This is a genomic window from Arthrobacter sp. P2b, assembly GCF_900168295.1.
In the GTDB taxonomy this organism is placed as follows: Bacteria; Actinomycetota; Actinomycetes; order Actinomycetales; family Micrococcaceae; genus Arthrobacter.
Genome location: NZ_FVZL01000017.1, coordinates 63951 through 80741 on the forward strand (window position 1 = coordinate 63951; position 16791 = coordinate 80741).

The 16791-nt window shown below is 60.6% G+C and carries 16 protein-coding genes; 10 read left to right on the forward strand and 6 right to left on the reverse strand.

From position 1 onward, the window contains the following. Positions 1-216: 216 nt before the first annotated feature. On the forward strand, positions 217-981 hold the full coding sequence (locus tag B5520_RS18665; protein WP_079598564.1) for a type 1 glutamine amidotransferase: 765 nt from the start codon (positions 217-219) through the stop codon (positions 979-981). A 220-nt stretch (positions 982-1201) separates the two neighbouring features. On the opposite strand, the gene B5520_RS18670 is transcribed toward B5520_RS18665, so the two are convergent. The 3 genes from B5520_RS18670 to ald form a co-directional block, all read right to left on the reverse strand. Further along, positions 1202-1696 (reverse strand): HtaA domain-containing protein, encoded by a 495-nt coding sequence (locus B5520_RS18670; RefSeq protein ID WP_254865638.1) that lies wholly within the window; start codon positions 1694-1696, stop codon positions 1202-1204. Between the two features lie 532 nt (positions 1697-2228). After that, entirely contained in the window at positions 2229-2486 is a 258-nt protein-coding gene (locus tag B5520_RS22525) for a hypothetical protein (RefSeq protein WP_139386263.1), read from the reverse strand. Positions 2487-2554: 68 nt separating this feature from the next. After that, positions 2555-3670: an alanine dehydrogenase gene (ald, locus tag B5520_RS18685; protein ID WP_079598567.1), complete on the reverse strand. Its 1116-nt coding sequence runs from the start codon at positions 3668-3670 to the stop codon at positions 2555-2557. Between the two features lie 133 nt (positions 3671-3803). Here ald and B5520_RS18690 point away from each other — a divergent pair, with 133 nt between their 5' ends. The 5 genes from B5520_RS18690 to B5520_RS18710 all read left to right on the forward strand — a co-directional run bounded on the left by B5520_RS18690 (position 3804) and on the right by B5520_RS18710 (position 9010). Then, positions 3804-4289: an Lrp/AsnC family transcriptional regulator gene (locus tag B5520_RS18690; RefSeq protein ID WP_079598568.1), complete on the forward strand. Its 486-nt coding sequence runs from the start codon at positions 3804-3806 to the stop codon at positions 4287-4289. 171 nt (positions 4290-4460) lie between these two features. Further along, the gene (locus B5520_RS18695) at positions 4461-4883 is read left to right on the forward strand and encodes a PAS domain S-box protein (RefSeq protein WP_079598569.1); all 423 of its coding nucleotides are present in this window, start codon (positions 4461-4463) and stop codon (positions 4881-4883) included. Between the two features lie 42 nt (positions 4884-4925). Continuing rightward, positions 4926-5705 (forward strand): MBL fold metallo-hydrolase, encoded by a 780-nt coding sequence (locus tag B5520_RS18700; RefSeq protein ID WP_079598570.1) that lies wholly within the window; start codon positions 4926-4928, stop codon positions 5703-5705. Between the two features lie 191 nt (positions 5706-5896). Beyond that, on the forward strand, positions 5897-6625 hold the full coding sequence (locus tag B5520_RS18705) for a winged helix-turn-helix transcriptional regulator (protein WP_079598571.1): 729 nt from the start codon (positions 5897-5899) through the stop codon (positions 6623-6625). A 228-nt stretch (positions 6626-6853) separates the two neighbouring features. Beyond that, complete coding sequence (locus B5520_RS18710; RefSeq protein WP_079598572.1) at positions 6854-9010, forward strand: amylo-alpha-1,6-glucosidase; 2157 nt, start codon at positions 6854-6856, stop codon at positions 9008-9010. Positions 9011-9269: 259 nt separating this feature from the next. On the opposite strand, the gene B5520_RS18715 is transcribed toward B5520_RS18710, so the two are convergent. After that, entirely contained in the window at positions 9270-9665 is a 396-nt protein-coding gene (locus B5520_RS18715; protein ID WP_056331939.1) for a hypothetical protein, read from the reverse strand. A gap of 372 nt (positions 9666-10037) precedes the next feature. Between B5520_RS18715 and B5520_RS18720 the strand changes: the two genes are divergently transcribed. Next, positions 10038-11480, forward strand: coding sequence for an MFS transporter (locus B5520_RS18720; RefSeq protein ID WP_254865639.1), 1443 nt, complete (start codon positions 10038-10040; stop codon positions 11478-11480). A gap of 377 nt (positions 11481-11857) precedes the next feature. Here B5520_RS18720 and B5520_RS18725 read toward each other — a convergent pair whose 3' ends face one another. Beyond that, the gene (locus tag B5520_RS18725; protein WP_139386265.1) at positions 11858-12649 is read right to left on the reverse strand and encodes a hypothetical protein; all 792 of its coding nucleotides are present in this window, start codon (positions 12647-12649) and stop codon (positions 11858-11860) included. 179 nt (positions 12650-12828) lie between these two features. Here B5520_RS18725 and B5520_RS18730 point away from each other — a divergent pair, with 179 nt between their 5' ends. Beyond that, a complete protein-coding gene (locus B5520_RS18730) occupies positions 12829-13209 on the forward strand; it encodes a hypothetical protein (protein WP_139386266.1) in 381 nt (126 codons plus the stop codon). Further along, positions 13206-14015 (forward strand): hypothetical protein, encoded by an 810-nt coding sequence (locus B5520_RS18735; RefSeq protein ID WP_079598575.1) that lies wholly within the window; start codon positions 13206-13208, stop codon positions 14013-14015. Before B5520_RS18730 ends, B5520_RS18735 begins: the two co-directional genes overlap by 4 nt. Positions 14016-14113: 98 nt before the next feature. On the opposite strand, the gene B5520_RS18740 is transcribed toward B5520_RS18735, so the two are convergent. After that, on the reverse strand, positions 14114-14710 hold the full coding sequence (locus B5520_RS18740) for a DNA-binding protein (RefSeq protein WP_079598576.1): 597 nt from the start codon (positions 14708-14710) through the stop codon (positions 14114-14116). A 451-nt stretch (positions 14711-15161) separates the two neighbouring features. Here B5520_RS18740 and B5520_RS18745 point away from each other — a divergent pair, with 451 nt between their 5' ends. Further along, positions 15162-16646, forward strand: a complete 1485-nt coding sequence (locus tag B5520_RS18745) for a hypothetical protein (protein WP_139386267.1) — start codon at positions 15162-15164, stop codon at positions 16644-16646. Positions 16647-16791: the final 145 nt, after the last annotated feature.

The following is a 16791-nucleotide window of genomic DNA, read 5'->3' on the forward strand; positions in this document are numbered from 1 at the left end:
ACCATGCTGTCTAAGGCACACACATTCGGATCCTAATGTGCAACCGGCACTGCAACCCCGGCCGTGCTGTTCGCTACGTTGAAGTTGTCCGCCTGGGTCCGGGGACTAAAGGCCAGGGGCCTCGGTGTCCGGGTTAACCGCCCAGGAATGCCAACGTCCCTCACAACCCGGGGTTTCGCAGGCTGAAACCCCGACCGCCCGATAAGGAATTTGAGAATGACCAATGAGCCAAACCTGCCCCGAGGTACCGGTACCCTGCAGGCACTCGTCATACAGCCAGATTTTCACTGCCCGCTGGACCGTCTCGGTGTTTGGCTGCAGGATGAGGGGATAACCACCAGAATTATCCAGCCTTTCAGTGGTGACGTGATCCCGGACGTGATTCAGGAGGACGCTCTGGTGGTTCTTGGCGGTGACATGAGCTCATTGGACGACCGTGACTATCACTGGCTTACCGACATCCGGCGCCTTATGGCGGTCGCCGCCAGCCAGAGGAAACCGACACTAGGGATCTGCCTTGGAGCTCAGTTGATGGCACAGACGTTCGGCGGGACCGTGGCCAGAGGAGACCAAGGCCTCGAGGCGGGGGTCGTCGAGGTGGCATTACGGCCCGATGCTGCCGAGGATCCCTTGATGGCCGGATTGCCAAATCCCTTCTTCGGAGGCGCCATGCATGGGGACATGATCGACCAACTCCCGCCGTCAGCAGTATGGCTCGGGATGACGGCCCAGTATCCGCATCAGGCTTTTCGGGTAGGCGAGATGTCATGGGGAGTTCAGTTTCACCCGGAGATCTCGCCGGTGGTCTACCGCCAGTGGTTGTCCCTAGTCAATGAGAATGACACGGTTGCCGTGGAGCGTGCCGGCCGCGGAATGAAAGCATTCGAGAATCAAGACCAGATCGTGAGGGAGCATACCGAGGCGATGGCGCGACGCTTCGCCCACCTGGTCCGAACCACGGCAACGGTGGCTACTCAGTAACCAACAGTGCGTGGTGGCGCTGCGGCCGCGGGTGGATGTTAGACACTAGTCGATGCAGCAATTCCTGCCCCTGGACTCATTGAGTCTGCGGGCAGGAACAGGCCCTTGCCAGTACCTCGTGCCCGGATCCACCAGTATGGAGCGGGGCAAAGCACGGCGTCTTCATGTCTGGCCCAGGACCTTGTCCCAGCTGGTACCGCCAGTTCACCCCAGAACGGGGTCAGGATACTTCCACAAAGGATGGTGCCCTCATGGTCAGCGGAGCCAGCGTTTCTCCGGCTGAATAGCTATCTGCGAAAACAGCCGCTCCTGCGCTGGTCAGAGCTACTGAGACATTTGCCCACATATTGATGCCGTCTTCCACAGACACCGCCGGCAAGTCGAGATGGGCGAGGTGCACGATCTCGTTTCCTTGTTCAATGGACAGGCATGCCCCGTCGGGCCCGACTATTATTTTTGGGTTGCAAATCGAGACCGACATAAGCCCGTGATGGGCGAGGAAGCGGGCCTCTCCACCGAACTGGAGCACAAAGTTGTCTCCGTCAGAATGATCCAGGCTCCTGAACGGGAAATAGAACTGCCGGGTATTTGTCACGGCAGCACCCTCGCGCAGGAGTATGCGTCCATCGCGCATAGACTGCACGTACTGTACAAAGCTCTCTTTCACCGCCCAGGCCATGCCGAGATCTGCTCTTTCCACAGTAGGTTCGGACATCAGGGTTCCTTCGCGTTGCCAGGTTGCACACGGCCGGCGGGGCCCCGCTCCCGACACCAGGAATGGGAGGGGCTTACCGACTGTTCATATTCACCATTTTCGCGCCGGCACAGATGATCGACATGTACCGCGGGCACAGCGTTCGCACCGGCTGTGTGCCTGGCGCCCATCCGTGTGGGACGATGGACACCGCGGTCGGCTCGTCATTGAGGTTGACAGCCTGCTGGGGGCGCCGCCGGCGCGCCAACGTTGGGGGAGGGGCGCTGATGGGCTCGATCAGTCAGACGGGTCCTGAATCAGTCTTAGAAGTTCAGTTGTTCAGGGGCGACGCACTCGTAGACGAGTCCAGGAGGAATCTGGTGGCTGAGCTCAAGGGTGTAGGACCAGGGGCCGTGCCAGGTGACAAGAACGCCTGACGCTTCATCCTGGACTGTTTCAGAGCGCAGCCGAGTAATCGCTCCTGCTAACTCATTATCGTCATGCAGCTGTTCCAGAAGCTGTACGCGTCCAGGCGCAGCGGAGTGTTCGCACCTCATGGTGCAGCAGCATGCTGGAAGCCAGGGCAGAGGCTGGACCTGCCGGTTTCCCATCTATAGTCGACCCACACCTTGAAACCGTCTGCCCGGTGAAAGAGACGGCGGGGCTCAGCGCCGTCACTGTCGAGCCACAAGATTTGATCATCATCGGTTACTGCATCGACAACTCCGCGGCGGATCTCCTCATCCAGAAGTTTCACGATGACCAGTTGGCCAACCAGCGGCTGCCATTTGGGTTGCAGGTGAAATGCCATCTAATACCGAGCCCCTTCCTATGGAGCGGGCTGCGCCTGCCTTCTCTCGGGCAGGCACAGCCGATGTCCTAAACCGTTACGAGGTCCTGCCAGTCGGCGAGGTCATGTCCATGGGCATCGCTGACAGACTTGTGGGTGACCTTTCCCACCGCCACGTTCAGACCGCCCGCCAGAGCGGGGAGCCGGTCGAAAGCACCCTTGACGCCGTAGTTGGCCAAAGCAACCGCGTAGCGGAGCGTGACGTTGGTCAGCGCGTAGGTGGAGGTGTTCGGGACAGCGCCGGGCATGTTGGCCACGCAGTAGAAGATCGTCTCGTGAACCTTGTACGTGGGTTCCTGATGTGTGGTGGGGTGCGTGTCCTCGAAGCAGCCGCCCTGGTCCACCGCGATGTCCACCAGGACCGAGCCGGGCTTCATCCGGGCAACGAGGTCGTTGGTGACGAGCTTGGGGGCCTTCGCTCCCGGAATCAGAACGGAGCCGATGACGAGATCTGCATCGATAACTGACTTTTCGATCTCGTACGAGTTCGACGCCACGGTTTTGAGCCGGCCCTGGTACTGGGCGTCGAGTTCGCGCAGCCGGTTGATGTTGATGTCCAGAATGGTGACGTCGGCACCAAGGCCGAGGGCCATGGCGGCGGCGTTGGTGCCTGCGACACCTGCACCGAGGACCACCACTTTCGCGGGGCGGACGCCGGGTACGCCGCCGAGCAGCACGCCTTTGCCGCCGGCGGGCGCCATGAGGGAGGTCGCGCCGACCTGAACGGAGAGCCGGCCGGCTACTTCGGACATGGGTGCGAGCAGCGGCAGCGCCCGGCCTTCCTGCACCGTCTCATAAGCGATGGCCGTGACGCCTGAGTCGACAAGCGCCTGAGTCAGTGCCGGCTCCGCGGCAAGGTGAAGGTAGGTGAAAAGGAGCAGTCCCTCGCGGAAGTGGCGGTATTCGGACGCCACGGGTTCCTTAACCTTCATCACCATGTCGGCTCGGGCCCAGACCTCTTCTGCAGTCTGAACGATCTCAGCTCCGGCGAGTGCGTACTCCTGATCGCTAATGCCGGAACCGGCGCCGGCACCGGTTTCCACGAGCACGTCGTGGCCGTTGGCTTTGAATTCATGCACGCCGGCAGCCGTGATGGCCACGCGGAACTCGTTGTTCTTGATTTCCTTGGGGACGGAGATGATCATGCTCACGCTTTCTGAGGGGATTGATGTTTGTGAGCAAAAGAATGACAGAAACTGCGACATTTCCAACTTTGCCTGCAGAATCTGCGGCAAGATATGAGTTACTGGCCACTTCCTGCGTTGTGAGGAGCGTTACATGGTGTCCGACCCGCAGAAACTGCAGCAGGTGACTCTGGACGAAGTCGACCAGAGGCTTCTGGGTCTGTTGTCCAAGAATTCAAGGCGTACCAACCAGTCGTTGTCGGAAGCCCTGGGGCTTGCGCCGTCAACCTGTCTTGCGCGCCTTAAGGCGCTCAAGGAGTCGGGGGTGATCAAGCGGTTCACCGTCGAAGTCGCACCCGAAGCGATGGGTTTGCCTCTCCAGGCCCTGGTTAGCGTGCGGCTTAGACCTGGTGCCCGTCACCTCATGAACGCCTTCGGTAACGAGTTACGGGACCTTCCCGAAATTAAGCAGTTCTTCGTACTGGGCGGTTCCGACGATTTCTTGATCCACATCACGGCCAAAAACACTGAGCACATTCGTCAATTCGTGCTGGACCATTTGTCTTCGAATCCTGCCGTCGCAGGCACCCAGACCAACCTCGTGTTCGAACACGGTCACGGAACCGCCTTCGGGCTCTAGTTGGCCTGGGACACCTCGCCGTAGGTGGCCCAGGTTGACGGTCATCCGCGGTTTCGTGGTCGAGGCAACTGAACGTTCCGGTCCATGTCTTGCACTAGTTAGGGGCGCGTACAGCTGCTCCAATGGCATTACGAGACGCGAAAATGTCGCTTATCAGGAAAGGAACCGAAAGTGTCATCCTCAGATGCAGGTAGCCCCGACTTCCAGAGAATCTTCGAAAGTCTGCCGAACCAATACATCATCGTCGCGCCTGACAGGACGATTGTCGCCGCCACTGACTCGTTCCTTGCATCTACGGGAAAGAGCCGTGAGGGAATCGTCGGCAGGGATATCCTTGACGCTTTTCCGGATAACCCGGACAACCCTGATGCGAAGGGAACAGAGATTCTGAGAAGCTCCATCGAGCGTGTTGTCGTGACCGGAGAAATCGACATTCTTCCGCCTGTTCGCTATGACATTGAGAACTCGGACGGAATTTTCGAGCCCCGCTGGTTCCAGCCCCTGAACGCCCCGGCGTTCGATGATGAGGGCAAGCTCGTCTACGTCCTGCACGGGGCGGAAGACATCACGGCTCAGATGATGAGCAAAAGCTGAACTTCCCGTAATCAGGCGCACCGAACCGATAGGACTGAAATTATGGACGACGTCAAAGTAACCCTCGTTGGAGGACCGACCCTGCTCCTCGAGATCGCCGGCTACCGGATGATCACTGACCCGACCTTTGATTCTCCCCAGGTCTACCACCACCCAATTGCCGGGCCCGTTACTAAGAAGCTCGGCCCGAGCGCCACCCCCGAGGAGCTTGGTCAAGTTGACCTGGCTCTCGCTTCCCACGAGCACATCGACAATCTGGACGTGGCCGGTCGGGGTTTTCTCACGATGGTGCCGCTTGCCCTCACCACGACGGAGGCCGCGGAGAGCTTTGGCCCCAATGTCCTGGGGATCAGCGACTACGACGTTCATACCGTGGCGCTTCCCGATGGCAGGCAGATGAAGATCACGGCAGTGCCGGCGCATCATGGCCCGGAGGGCGTGTGGGACGCGCTTGGTCCGGTGATCGGCTTTGTTCTCGAAGCGGAGGGTATGCCGACGGTGTACATCAGCGGTGACAACTCCGAGCTCGATATCGTGCGCGAAATCGCGGACCGCTTTCCAACCATTGATATCGCTGTGCTCTTCGTCGGCGGCGCTAAATTCGATGTGATTGCTGACGGGGCGTATATAACTCTCAGCAATGACCGCGCCCTCGAAGCGGCCAAGATCATGGGTGCTAAAAAGGTCGTTCCAGTGCACGAGGATTCGTGGGCACATTTCAGCCAAAATGCGGATCAGATCAGCAAACTCTTTGCGGACGCTGGGCTGAGCGATCTGCTCATCGCCCTAAAGCCGGGGGAGTCTGCCGACATCCGGCTCTAGCAAGAGGACTGGAATCGGAGGTTGGGCGGTTAGCAGCCCAACCTTCGATTCTTCTTTCAAAGACAGAATGGGAGAAGGTCCACCACGGACAGCATGGCGTGAACTTATGTGCGCGGCGCACATACAGCTGCCTGACCGGTCGGGAAGAATGGCGGCAGCACTACTCACAGACCGCTTGGAGCTCAGGGACGATGACGACCATTGCAGAGCAACTCCCCCGAGAACACGACGACCTGGCGGATGCTGCCGGGCGCCTGAATGCCGATTATTGGTCCGTATCGCAAGGGCTGCGGCTGCTGGGCGACCGCTGGTCCCTGTTGATCGTGCGTGAACTGCTCGGCGGTGAGATGGGGTTCAATGATATGTCCCGCGCGCTGCCTGATCTCTCACGGACGCTGCTCTCCCAGCGGCTTAAGCGGCTGGTCCAGCTGGAGCTTGTCGTTCGCAACGATGAAACCGGCCCCCGCGGCTCGCGCCGCTACAGATTGACGCCGATCGGCTACGGGTTGCGGGAGACCTTGGAGTCGCTCGGTCTCTGGGCAAGTCGATGGCAAGAGCCCTTTGAGAATGATCTGCGGGCAGGTCTTGGCACACTGCTCGAACACATGGGCCGCAGCCTCGTGACAGATTCCCTGCCTCGGAAGTCGCTTGTCCTGGCATTCGAGTTCGACAACGTCAGGGGAGCACCCTTCCAGGGTTGGATCTGCAGGGAAAACAGCAAGACAACCGCGAGCATCGGCCGCTCAGAACGTACCCCGGATCTTCAGATCCATGTCGCCCCGCGGGTCCTCTACGATCTGTGGTGGGGTCTTCGCCGCTGTGAGGATGCACGGCAGTTGGGCTCTATCGGATTTGTTGGTCCCCACGAGTGGGCAGCGGAGTTCTCCGGTTGGTTCACTCCTCGAGCAGCAGCCTTCTAGCGTTTAGTGCCCCGATTCCAGATGCCTCTGAGGATTGTAGGCTCGCCACCTTTCCCTGCTTTTTTCGCCGTTTGATCCGCTGGTCCAGTTCCTTGTCTGGAAGCAACGCAGGATATGGAACAGGGTCTACATCCCTTTACCAGGGGAGAGTAGGGTCAAGTAAACAAGCCGTCGCACAGCGTGCCTAAGACCACATGGTGCCGGCGCTGCTTTCTTGGAGGAACCAGGATGGCTGGATGGAATGCTGACACGGCGGCCGGGCCAGTAGGGGCAGGGACCGTCACCCTGGTCGAGGAAACCTCGTTCTGCATTTCCTTGCCCAATGGCGACATCCATCCTGAGCACCCGCATGGCCTGTTCGTCCAGGACACCCGCTTCCTGTCCCGCTGGAACTTGACAGTCAACAGTCACCCGCTTGAGTCCCTGGCTGCCGAGACCCGGGAGCCTTTCCGTGCCCTGTTTGCAGGTCGGGTTCCCCGCTCCGACGGATACGCGGACAGTCCGCTGATTGTAGAGCGGCTGCGGGAAGTCGGGGCCGGTCTCCGAGAACAACTTACGGTTCGCAATTTCTCAACAAAGCCCGTCCAGTGCGTGATTTCCCTGGAGGTTGAAGCGGATTTCGCGGACCTTTTCGAAGTGAAGGAAGCCCGGATTCAGCGAACGTGGGATGCAAGCCGCCATGTCGACCGGGACCAGTTGACCATTGACGGGGCTTGGCAAGGCATGCGAAAGCGGGTAGTCATTCAGGCGCCAGGAGCCGACGTGAAGCCGGAAGCGGCCACCTATCGGGTATCGGTCCCGCCACACGGTCACTGGAGCGCGATTGTCAGTGCTACGGCTGAGGTCGAAGGCTCCGCGCGGAGCGCTGCACTTGTCCACCCTGATGGGGAAGTGTTGTCCCCAAGTGACCGGCGCCGCAAGGAATGGGTTGCCAAGATTCCGGTCGTACACATGAGTAATCGATCCATAGAGCGGACCTTACGGCGGAGCTACGATGACTTGGGTGCCCTCCGGATTGAAGACCCGAACCATCCAGAGCGTGTTGTGGTGGCTGCAGGTGCCCCGTGGTTCATGACGCTCTTTGGCCGTGATTCCTTGTGGGCCTCAGAAATGGCGTTACCGGTGGATCCATCACTGGCCCTAGGGACGCTGCAGACGCTGGCGGACCGGCAAGGAAGCGTCGTGGACCCGCTGACGGAGGAAGAGCCCGGCAAGATCCTGCACGAAGTAAGGTTTAGCGTCAACGCTGGTTTGGCCCTTGGAGGCAAATCGGCCTACTACGGGAGCGTCGACGCGACGCCACTGTTTGTGGATGTGCTTGGAGCCGTCAGCCGGTGGGGATTTGGTGCTGATATTATCGCTGATTTACTGCCTCACGCGGACCGCGCCTTGGATTGGATCCGGCATTACGGGGACAAAGATGGCGACGGTTTCGTCGAATATGAACGTCTCAACGACCAAGGGCTGATCAACCAGGGCTGGAAGGACTCCTGGGACGGGATCAATTTTGCCGATGGAACACTCGCGGAGCCCCCGATCGCGCTCTGTGAAGTTCAGGCCTACGTCTATGCCGCGTACACTTCCCGCGCCTGGATGGCATACGACGCTGGGGACACCGCACGGGGAGATGAACTCTCCGATCGGGCAGCAGAGCTCAAACGAAGGTTTAACGAGCAGTTCTGGATTCCGGATCGCGGGTACTTTGCAATAGCCCTCGACGGCAGGAAACGCCAGGTGGACGCCTGTGCCTCCAACATGGGCCACTGTCTCGTGTACGGCCTCGTTGACGAGGACAAGGCTTCCCAGGTTGTCGAGCGGCTTATGTCTCCGGAAATGTTCAGCGGGTGGGGTATACGGACCCTGGCCAGCGACATGGGTGCATACAACCCGGCCAGCTATCACAACGGTTCAGTATGGCCCCACGACAATGCCATCATCGCGGCCGGTCTGCTGCGATACGGCTTCGTGGAGGAAGCTCAGCGTATTTCTACTGCGATGCTGGAAGCCGCGGAATGGTCAGGTGGGCGCTTGCCCGAGCTCTTCTGCGGCTTCAGCCGCGACCAGTTCGCCGAACCCGTACCTTATCCAACCGCGTGCTCGCCCCAGGCTTGGGCAGCAACCGCCCCAATCCTCCTCGTGACAAACCTGATGCAGTACGACGTTCATGTCTCTCGTCGGGAACTATGGATGGATCCTGTACTGCCCGAAACCTACGGGGATCTGCACATCACCAACGCACCGGTTGGTGGCGGTCGAATCACTATCGACATCGACAAGTCTGGCCCGTCCATTCAGGGCCTGCCGGAGTGGATGGAATTTCGACGCGGACATCGGCCATGGATTACGGAACTGGTAGAACAGGCAGACCGCCGGCGAAAGAAGTAGGCAGCTTGGCTGCCGTCCAACCCGACGGCGTCATACTGTGCAGACTATGAATAGGATGCCGGACAGGGATAGTCCGCTAAAAACTTCTGGCCGCCGTAAGGGCAAGAGTCCAGGCCAGACGGATGTGAGTTCGTTGTCTCCCGCGTAACAGGCCTCCCGTTAGGCACTACTACTTGCCTAACGGGAGGCCATGCCCTTGATGAGCGCAATCTCTCGCGCTCACCGTGCAAGGACATCACATCGTGCAGGCTGACCCGTCTCAGTGCTCCGGCCAGTAATCGTAGACGTCACTGGTCCCGCGCATGAATTCGATAAAGACGCAATCCTCGTCCCCGACGGTCCATGCTTCATGCTCCGGGGGCAACATCATAAGGTCTCCGGCAGAGAATTCCTCCTCAGATCCGCTACGCTGTCGAACCCCCAGACTGCCTTGAAGTATGTAGGCGACATGCGGCATTGGACACATATCCGTGTCGAGAATTCCGGTCTTTACCGCGTCTTCCGTCACCGAGGCCCCCACAGGGAAACGGACGAGAAGAGCGCTGGCCCCCTCAAGGGTCACCATCCTCTTCGTAATCCGCCCGATAGTAATGAGTTCGTATTCGTCCTCGTCAACAAAATTGGCCTTCTGCATGCGCGCGAGGTTTGCAGTCATATTCTTCCTCTACTCCTTCGTCGTGTAAGACGTCGGCGCTGACGCCTTACTTCAATTCAGCGACTTGGTCTGTGGACCAGACAAGTACGAAAGCTGTACTGCCCCCCCGATACTGGGCACACTGGAACCCCGCTCAGGCCATGTGTCATCGAGGACTGGAACCGCCGAACCACTTATTTCCCATCGAGGATTTGGAGGGCCACGGGACGAAACCATGCGTCCGCGTTTGCGTCCTATACCCACCTCAGACTGTCCGCTTCACTTGACGCAGATACCCCTAGGGGGTATAAATTTGGATAGAACCGATACCCCTAGGGGGTACCGGTACGAAGTGACAAGTGGATAAGTTCCCACCGGAACGTAGGAGACGAATTGACACCCAAAACAGGACGGCAAAGCGGTTTGATACCCCTGCTGGTCATCGCAACCACGCAGCTAATGCTGGTGCTGGATGACTCGATCGTGAACATTGCACTACCCAGCATCCAGCGGGACCTGGGCGTGGGAGCCCTTCACCTGCCATGGGTTGTCAACGCCTATATCCTGGCGTTTGGCGCATTGCTCCTGCTGGGTGGCCGCATCGGCGACCTGTGGGGGCGGCGTCGCACCTTGCAGCTCGGCATCGCAATCTTCGTACTCGCCTCCTTGGCCGGAGGACTCGGGCAGAGCACAGAAGTGCTCGTCATCGCCAGGGCCGCCCAGGGTTTGGGTGCAGCCATGGCAGCCCCTAACGCACTGGCGCTGATTTCGACTACGTTCCAGGACCGTAAGATGCGCGACAGGGCCTTGTCCCTCTATGGGGGGATGTCCGCCCTCGGCATCGTCATAGGCCTGCTTCTTGGAGGCGTTCTGACAGACACTCTGGGCTGGCGCTGGGTGTTTTTCATTAACATCCCCATCGGCCTGTTCGTTCTCCTGGGCAGCCGGGCCCTCCCGACCAAGGGTGGCCATCAGGGACAGCTCGGCATCCTCGGTGCCGTTCTGGGCACCAGTGGAATGGTTGCGCTCGTGTACGCGATTACACGTTTCGGTGAGGCCGGCTTCACTGACCCGGCTGCACTGGTCCTCTTCGGCGCTTCCGCGCTCCTGCTCCTGGTATTCACGCTCACCCAGGCGCGCAGCAAAAACCCTCTGGTGCCCCTAAGCCTCTTCAGAGACCGCAACCGTACCGGCGCCTACGCCACCATGCTCCTGCTCGCCATTGGCCCGATGGGCACTTTCTATGTCATCACCCTCTACCTCCAGCAGGTCCAGCAATTCAGCCCGCTCCAGACCGGTGCCGCCTGGCTGCCGTTCGCTGCCGGACTCATACTGGGCGCCGGTAGTGCCCCGAAGCTTCTGCTGAAGATAGCACCGCGTGTCGTCGCTGCAACGGGGGCACTCCTCAGCGCCGTCGCTGCGCTCTGGTTTTCCACCATCGCCGAGGACGCCAGCTACTGGCTCCACCTGGCACCGGCCATGTTCGTACTCGCCCTCGGATTCGGCCTGGGCGTCATAGCGCTCACACAGGCCGCCGTTTACCACGTCGACCAGGACAAGGCAGGGATCGCCTCGGCGCTGCTCAACTCAGCCCAGCAGATCGGCGTCGCTCTCGGTCTAGCCGTGCTGGCCGCTGTCGCGGCCACCATCTCAGCGCCGCACGAACGCGCGGGCGTCAGCCCCGGGGCAGCTCTCACGGCGGGATACAGTACAGCGTTGCTAGTCGCCGCCGCTATTCTCGTCATCGCTGGCGTACTGGCCCTAACAACGCTCAGTGGACACCCAACACCCGAAGCCCAAAACTCCGACACAAGCACTGACGAACTAACGGTCTGAGTGCCGCTTTCTCTACATAACAGCCTTTAGCAGGCGCTGGCGTTTTCGAACGCCAGCGCCTGCTCGCTTGTCTGGGCACCTCTGCCACCGAGCATCAAACGCCGATAATAAAGATTATGTCAAGTTGTCAGTTTGACAGGACATAGACCATCGGTTAATTCAGAATATCAAATCACGCTAAATAAGCGGTAGACGCAGACAATGGTCTACTCCGGCGTCAAGTCCCCATGCCGGCTCTCTGCCGCAATGGGTTACCGCGTCAACCCTCGGGGGCTGTCGTGGCGAGGCGATAGCCGGTAGCGGACTCCCACGCTGGACGGTTTGCAACCCAGGTGGCGTGCCGGGAGATTTTCACCTCTATGCCCGCAGCAGGGTCATCAGTCGACGGTGGGGTCGTCTTCGAGCTCCCGAACATGCGGGGGTTTGGAAAGGGTGAGCCCTTGACTCTGTTCTTGGCCGTCCTCGTTGCGCCAACTCAGTTTCAGTACAGGTTGTCCTCCCCAGCGTCGGACACTACGGGGTAGGACTTCGGAACTGCGCGACTCACCCGGACCAACTTCTTCCCAATAAGTTTCGCCTTGGGGAGCGCCTATGTTGTTGCCTGCGTCCAGCAAGACGTGGAAGGCGGCGCCAGGTCCAATATTGGTCAGGACAATATTGCTTGGGTTGAGGCCGCTGCCCCCGGCCCAATGCACTTTACAGGTCCAACGCGCGGGGAGTTTAGGCTTGTGCGATCGGCTCGCTTCGTACCCGTTGGCCTCACACCACGCTTTGAATTCTTCTTCGCCCAGATCGTCCAATGTCCTTGTCGTCGATCGGAACGAGCGGAACTTGGACTTCACATCGTCCAACTGCTGCACCGCGACCTCCCTGGCCTTCTGGTGCGCGGTCGCCTCTTCCTCGGCTGCTTGTAGCCGCTGTTCAAGGTCCGGGATGGTATCTACCGGTGTTTTGAGCCTGTTCCACCTGTCCGTGACGAACGAACCAAGGCGCTTGAAGACTGTCCCGATCTTCGCCCGCTTGATGACAGCAACAAAACCCAGGATCAGAGTGACCGACAGCGTCGCTGCAATTGCCGTGACGTAGTCCTTGGCGTCGAACAAACTGGGCACGCTGCTGTTGAAAGAAGGGTGAGGTGTGGGCGTCGCCTGAGTCAGCCGGTGGATCATGTGCACGAAGCTAAAGCCTACCGGTGGCCCGAGCTTCGCTCCGCGTAGTCGCGCCGTCAACCAGGGAGCTGCCCGGCCTTTCCATCGGAAAGTACGTTGATAGTCCAGACGATAGGCGCAACCTGTTTTTATGTTGCTTTTCAGTTGCTTTAGGCTTGCAGTGCGGGGATAATGGAGACATGGAAGCAACGACCCGTCATGACATTCATTTGGGTACGACGCGGATGAATATCCACGACCTTGTGCGCGAGCTCAATGAAAATCTGGGCACGACGGTCGTCCAGACCATGGCCGGGGTGAAGGACCGCACGTCCCCGTTCCGCTGGGCGAAGCCTGACGGTCCGGAGCCCCGCCCCGAGGTCGAATCCCGCCTGCGCCTCGGCCATCGCGTCTGGAAAACGCTTGAACTTGCCGAAGGCAAGCATGTGGCGTTGGCTTGGCTGATGGGCGCCAACCCGCGCCTCGACGAGGAACTTCCCGTCCTTTACATCCAGCAGCAGCGTTCCCGCGAGGTTTTAGGAGCTGCCGAAGCGTTCGTGAATGACACTTTCGCCGCATGAGCACGACCGCCAAGGTGCGCCAGTGCGACTTGACGGGGCTGACCCTTCTTGGGGCCGCAGGCGAGATTTCGTTCAGGGTGGCGAAGGACCGCTACGGCGCGTTGTCGGTCAGGAAGAATTCCATCGTTGGCCCGATGCCGATTGGTACAGCCGCAGGCAGCGATTCCCGGGGCCGATACGACAGCATAGGCTCGACGGTCTATCTCGCTGACTCCCGTCAGTGCGCCTATGCCGAGGTGTTGCTCGGCTTCCGGCAGCAGCGCGCGTCCGTGGCCAAGGCCGCGGAATCCATCGGGTGGATGGTCGAGGACTACATCACCAGTGTCCGTGCCCAGGCCGAGGAGAACGGGATTGACGTCCCATGGGCCATATCCGTGGACTGGCAAATGGACCGTTCGATTTACGAAATTCGCCTCCCTGGTCAGGGGTGGTGGGTTCAGATAGATGACGCTGTCACCCTCCGCGCCCTTGAAGCCCTCACACCAACCACGGCGGGGCTGATCGAACGCCTGCAGCTCCTCACGGCCGGCACCCTCACCGGAGACGACCGTGATCTTACGACACTCCTTGCCCACGTCATCCGTGGCACGGTGTTGGACGATGGCTCAGAACCGCTGGGTATCAGCTACCCATCAAAAACACTGACTGGAAGGTGCTGGGCCTACTGGGACCGGCGGGCTGACGAGGGCCTCTCCCCCAGCCGTAACGGACTGCTGCAGCTGACCTCCGAAAATGTCGGACCGGACCCTGAATTCCACCGTGTAGCCGAACTGTACGGTCTACCGGTCCTAGGAGCTCGCCGGTGAAATCAAGGAAATCTTCCGAGCGGCCGCCCGACAGGCGCCCACCGTCCTCTGGCGGCTGCACGACTGCCGGCCGTTGGCAAAGGGCCCCGACTAGAGGATCAGGCATCAGGTTCTTCGGCACTTTGAGTCTGCTCGGGGGTGATGCGCTGTAGCAGCGCGTCATGGGCTTCCTGGAGCGCGTCTGCTCGGGCCTGCGCGGCGGCCGCCCGAGTCGCTGCTGCCGCAGCTTCGGCCATTGCTTCCTGGCCTGCTATGCGGGCCTGCTCTAACTGCTCGGCAATGGTGGTTAGCTGGCGTTCCAGCTCCTCAATTTTGGCCACCAGCCCGGAGACAGCGGACTCCTTTTCGGCCGTCACTTTGTCGAGGTCGGCAACAAGCTCCGCGACCTCTTCATTCAACTCCTTTTTCTCCCGGGCCCAGAGCTCGCCGGCGGCGGCGTGGCGCTCGTTCGCAAGGGCGGACGCTTCCGCCCAGACAGCCCCGGCCAGACGCGCCGCCTGCTCGAGGATGGCCGGCGGGGTCGCCGCGACCTGACCTCCTGCGGACTGCTTCTCCTCGGCCCATTCCTTCAGATAGCGGGTGGCGTCGGCGTTACTAACGCCCGCAGCAGATCGAACAGTGGACACGGTGGGGCGCCGCTCGGCGCTGATCTGCTCGGCAGCAGCAAAAACCCGGTCTCGAGCAGTCGAGCTCATTCGAAATTCCCCAAAAAGTAGTAGTAGTAGTAACCAAACTACTCCTACTACTACTGGCCGGCAATACCACGCCGTCCCCGGCTCGCGGCGCCCGGCCTGTGTCGAGGGGCCAGGGCTGGGGACGGCGTTGCGGGATCCCCCCGGAACCACTGCTGCCACCCCCAACATTCAGGACGTGGAGGGGCGAGGATCTGCAGCACCATAGGCCCCCGGCGCTGCTCCGCTTTCGGCCTCCTCGGCCCTCCCATGCCACAACGGCCTGAGTAACGGCTCAGTAACGGTGTCGTCCCTACTTTTGTTGATCAGAAGATTGTCCTCCCGCGCGCCGGCGTTGGCTCGTCACACTGCCTGGTCCGTAGTGGACCTATACCCCGGACTGGTACCGGCCTGACCATGTCCGCGACATGAGGAAGGTGGCCAGAACGCTATGACTCCGGAGATAGGGACGTCCATGCAGGTGACCCCGGAACGATCGGCGCGTAGCCAGATTTCGCTGTTCTTCGTGGGCGTCATCCTCTGCATCCTCAGCGTGTACACACTGTCCGTGCTGGGCACGCCCGATCCGATCATCGGCGTGATTGCCGGTGCCGTGCTGCCTGTGCCCCTCACAATTGGTGACGCCCTGCGGCCCCGCAAAAAAGACGATGAGCTGTATGAGGCGGGAGCGGCGGGCGGTTACGTGCGTCCCACAGTCCTCGTCGTGACCGTCGCGGCGGGTGCGCTCTTCGCGTTCCGTTCGGCCCTGGACACCATCGTCAGCGGATTGGCATTCGGCTTTTACATCGCCGGCGGCGATTTCGGCCTGGATCAGGTTTCCGTGCAGCTCGGATATTTCTGGTTCTCGGTGATCCCACTCTGCTTCGGCACCTACTTCCTGCTCCGGTGGACCGCGCGCCACCTGCGTTCCCGAGAGCACCTGTGGGCCCTGGGGATCATCCTGTTGTGTGATGCAATATCGGCAGTCTGGTTGGTATCCAGCGGCACCTTCGCGATGCGTCAGCTTCTGGTAATCCAATTCGTCGCATTGATCTGTCAGCTCAGTGTGGGTATGTGGGCGGCAGAGGCGGGCCGACGAAGCCGATTGTCCTTCGCCGCGGCCGCCCAGGTGCGTCGCCTTTCCGCTATACAACAGGAGGCGATCGTTGACCTGCTGGTGGACGACGTGCGTAGCGGGAATCGGGGCGCACCCTTGGGCCGGAGACACGTGCCGGCGCGCCAGGCGCCTACACCGTTCGGGAAATCCCTGGGTGGCATCGGACTTGGAGTCCTACTGGCCGTCGCCACCAGTCTGATCCTTCTCGGGTCCGGCGTACCCGAGCCGCTCGCCACCGCGATGGGTGGTACCGCCGGACTCATCCCGTCAGCCTTCGCCCTGGCACTGGCCGGATCCGGCAACGCACGCGACGCTGAAATCCGTGCCATCGCTGATGACCGTCCCACCCGTCCGGTGCTTCTAACAGTGTTCGTGACGATGCTGGCACTCATCACCGTCAAGAACGCCATCCTCGTCGTATCTTTCTATGCCACTGTTGGTTGGGTCCTTCACCTGAACATCAGTGAAGAGAGCAGCATACTAATCCTGCAATTACGGTACTTCCTGCTGGCGGTGCCGCTCTTTTTGGCGGTGGGCTACGTCATCATCCGTTCCGCAGCCCACCGCCTCGGCCATGGCGCTCTCCGCTGGTCACTGGTCGCCGTTCTATCGGCGGCGGCCATCCACTTCGCCGGGCGACGCGGGACTGGGGAGATGACTTTCTGGACGGCCCTCGAACTCGTCGAGTTCGTGATCCTCGCGGTCCTCGCGGTTCGGGCAGTTCATGGTGCGCGCCGGACAGGGGTTCCCTTCGCCGTTCGCCACCTTGTCCGCCGGCTTTCTCCCCAGGATTCGGCGGCCGTCAACGTCCTCATCAAGGAGCACGTGCGGCAATCCCGGTAGCGGTGCCGGACACCGGTCCTAATGAATTAGAGCCCCTCCGCTAATGCGGGGGCTCCAATCCAGACGAGAATCCCGAAGCCCTTTCAGGGTCGTTGAATCTGCGGGTCCTCGGAGAGCGCTGGTGATACGTCCTCACCGCCGCCGA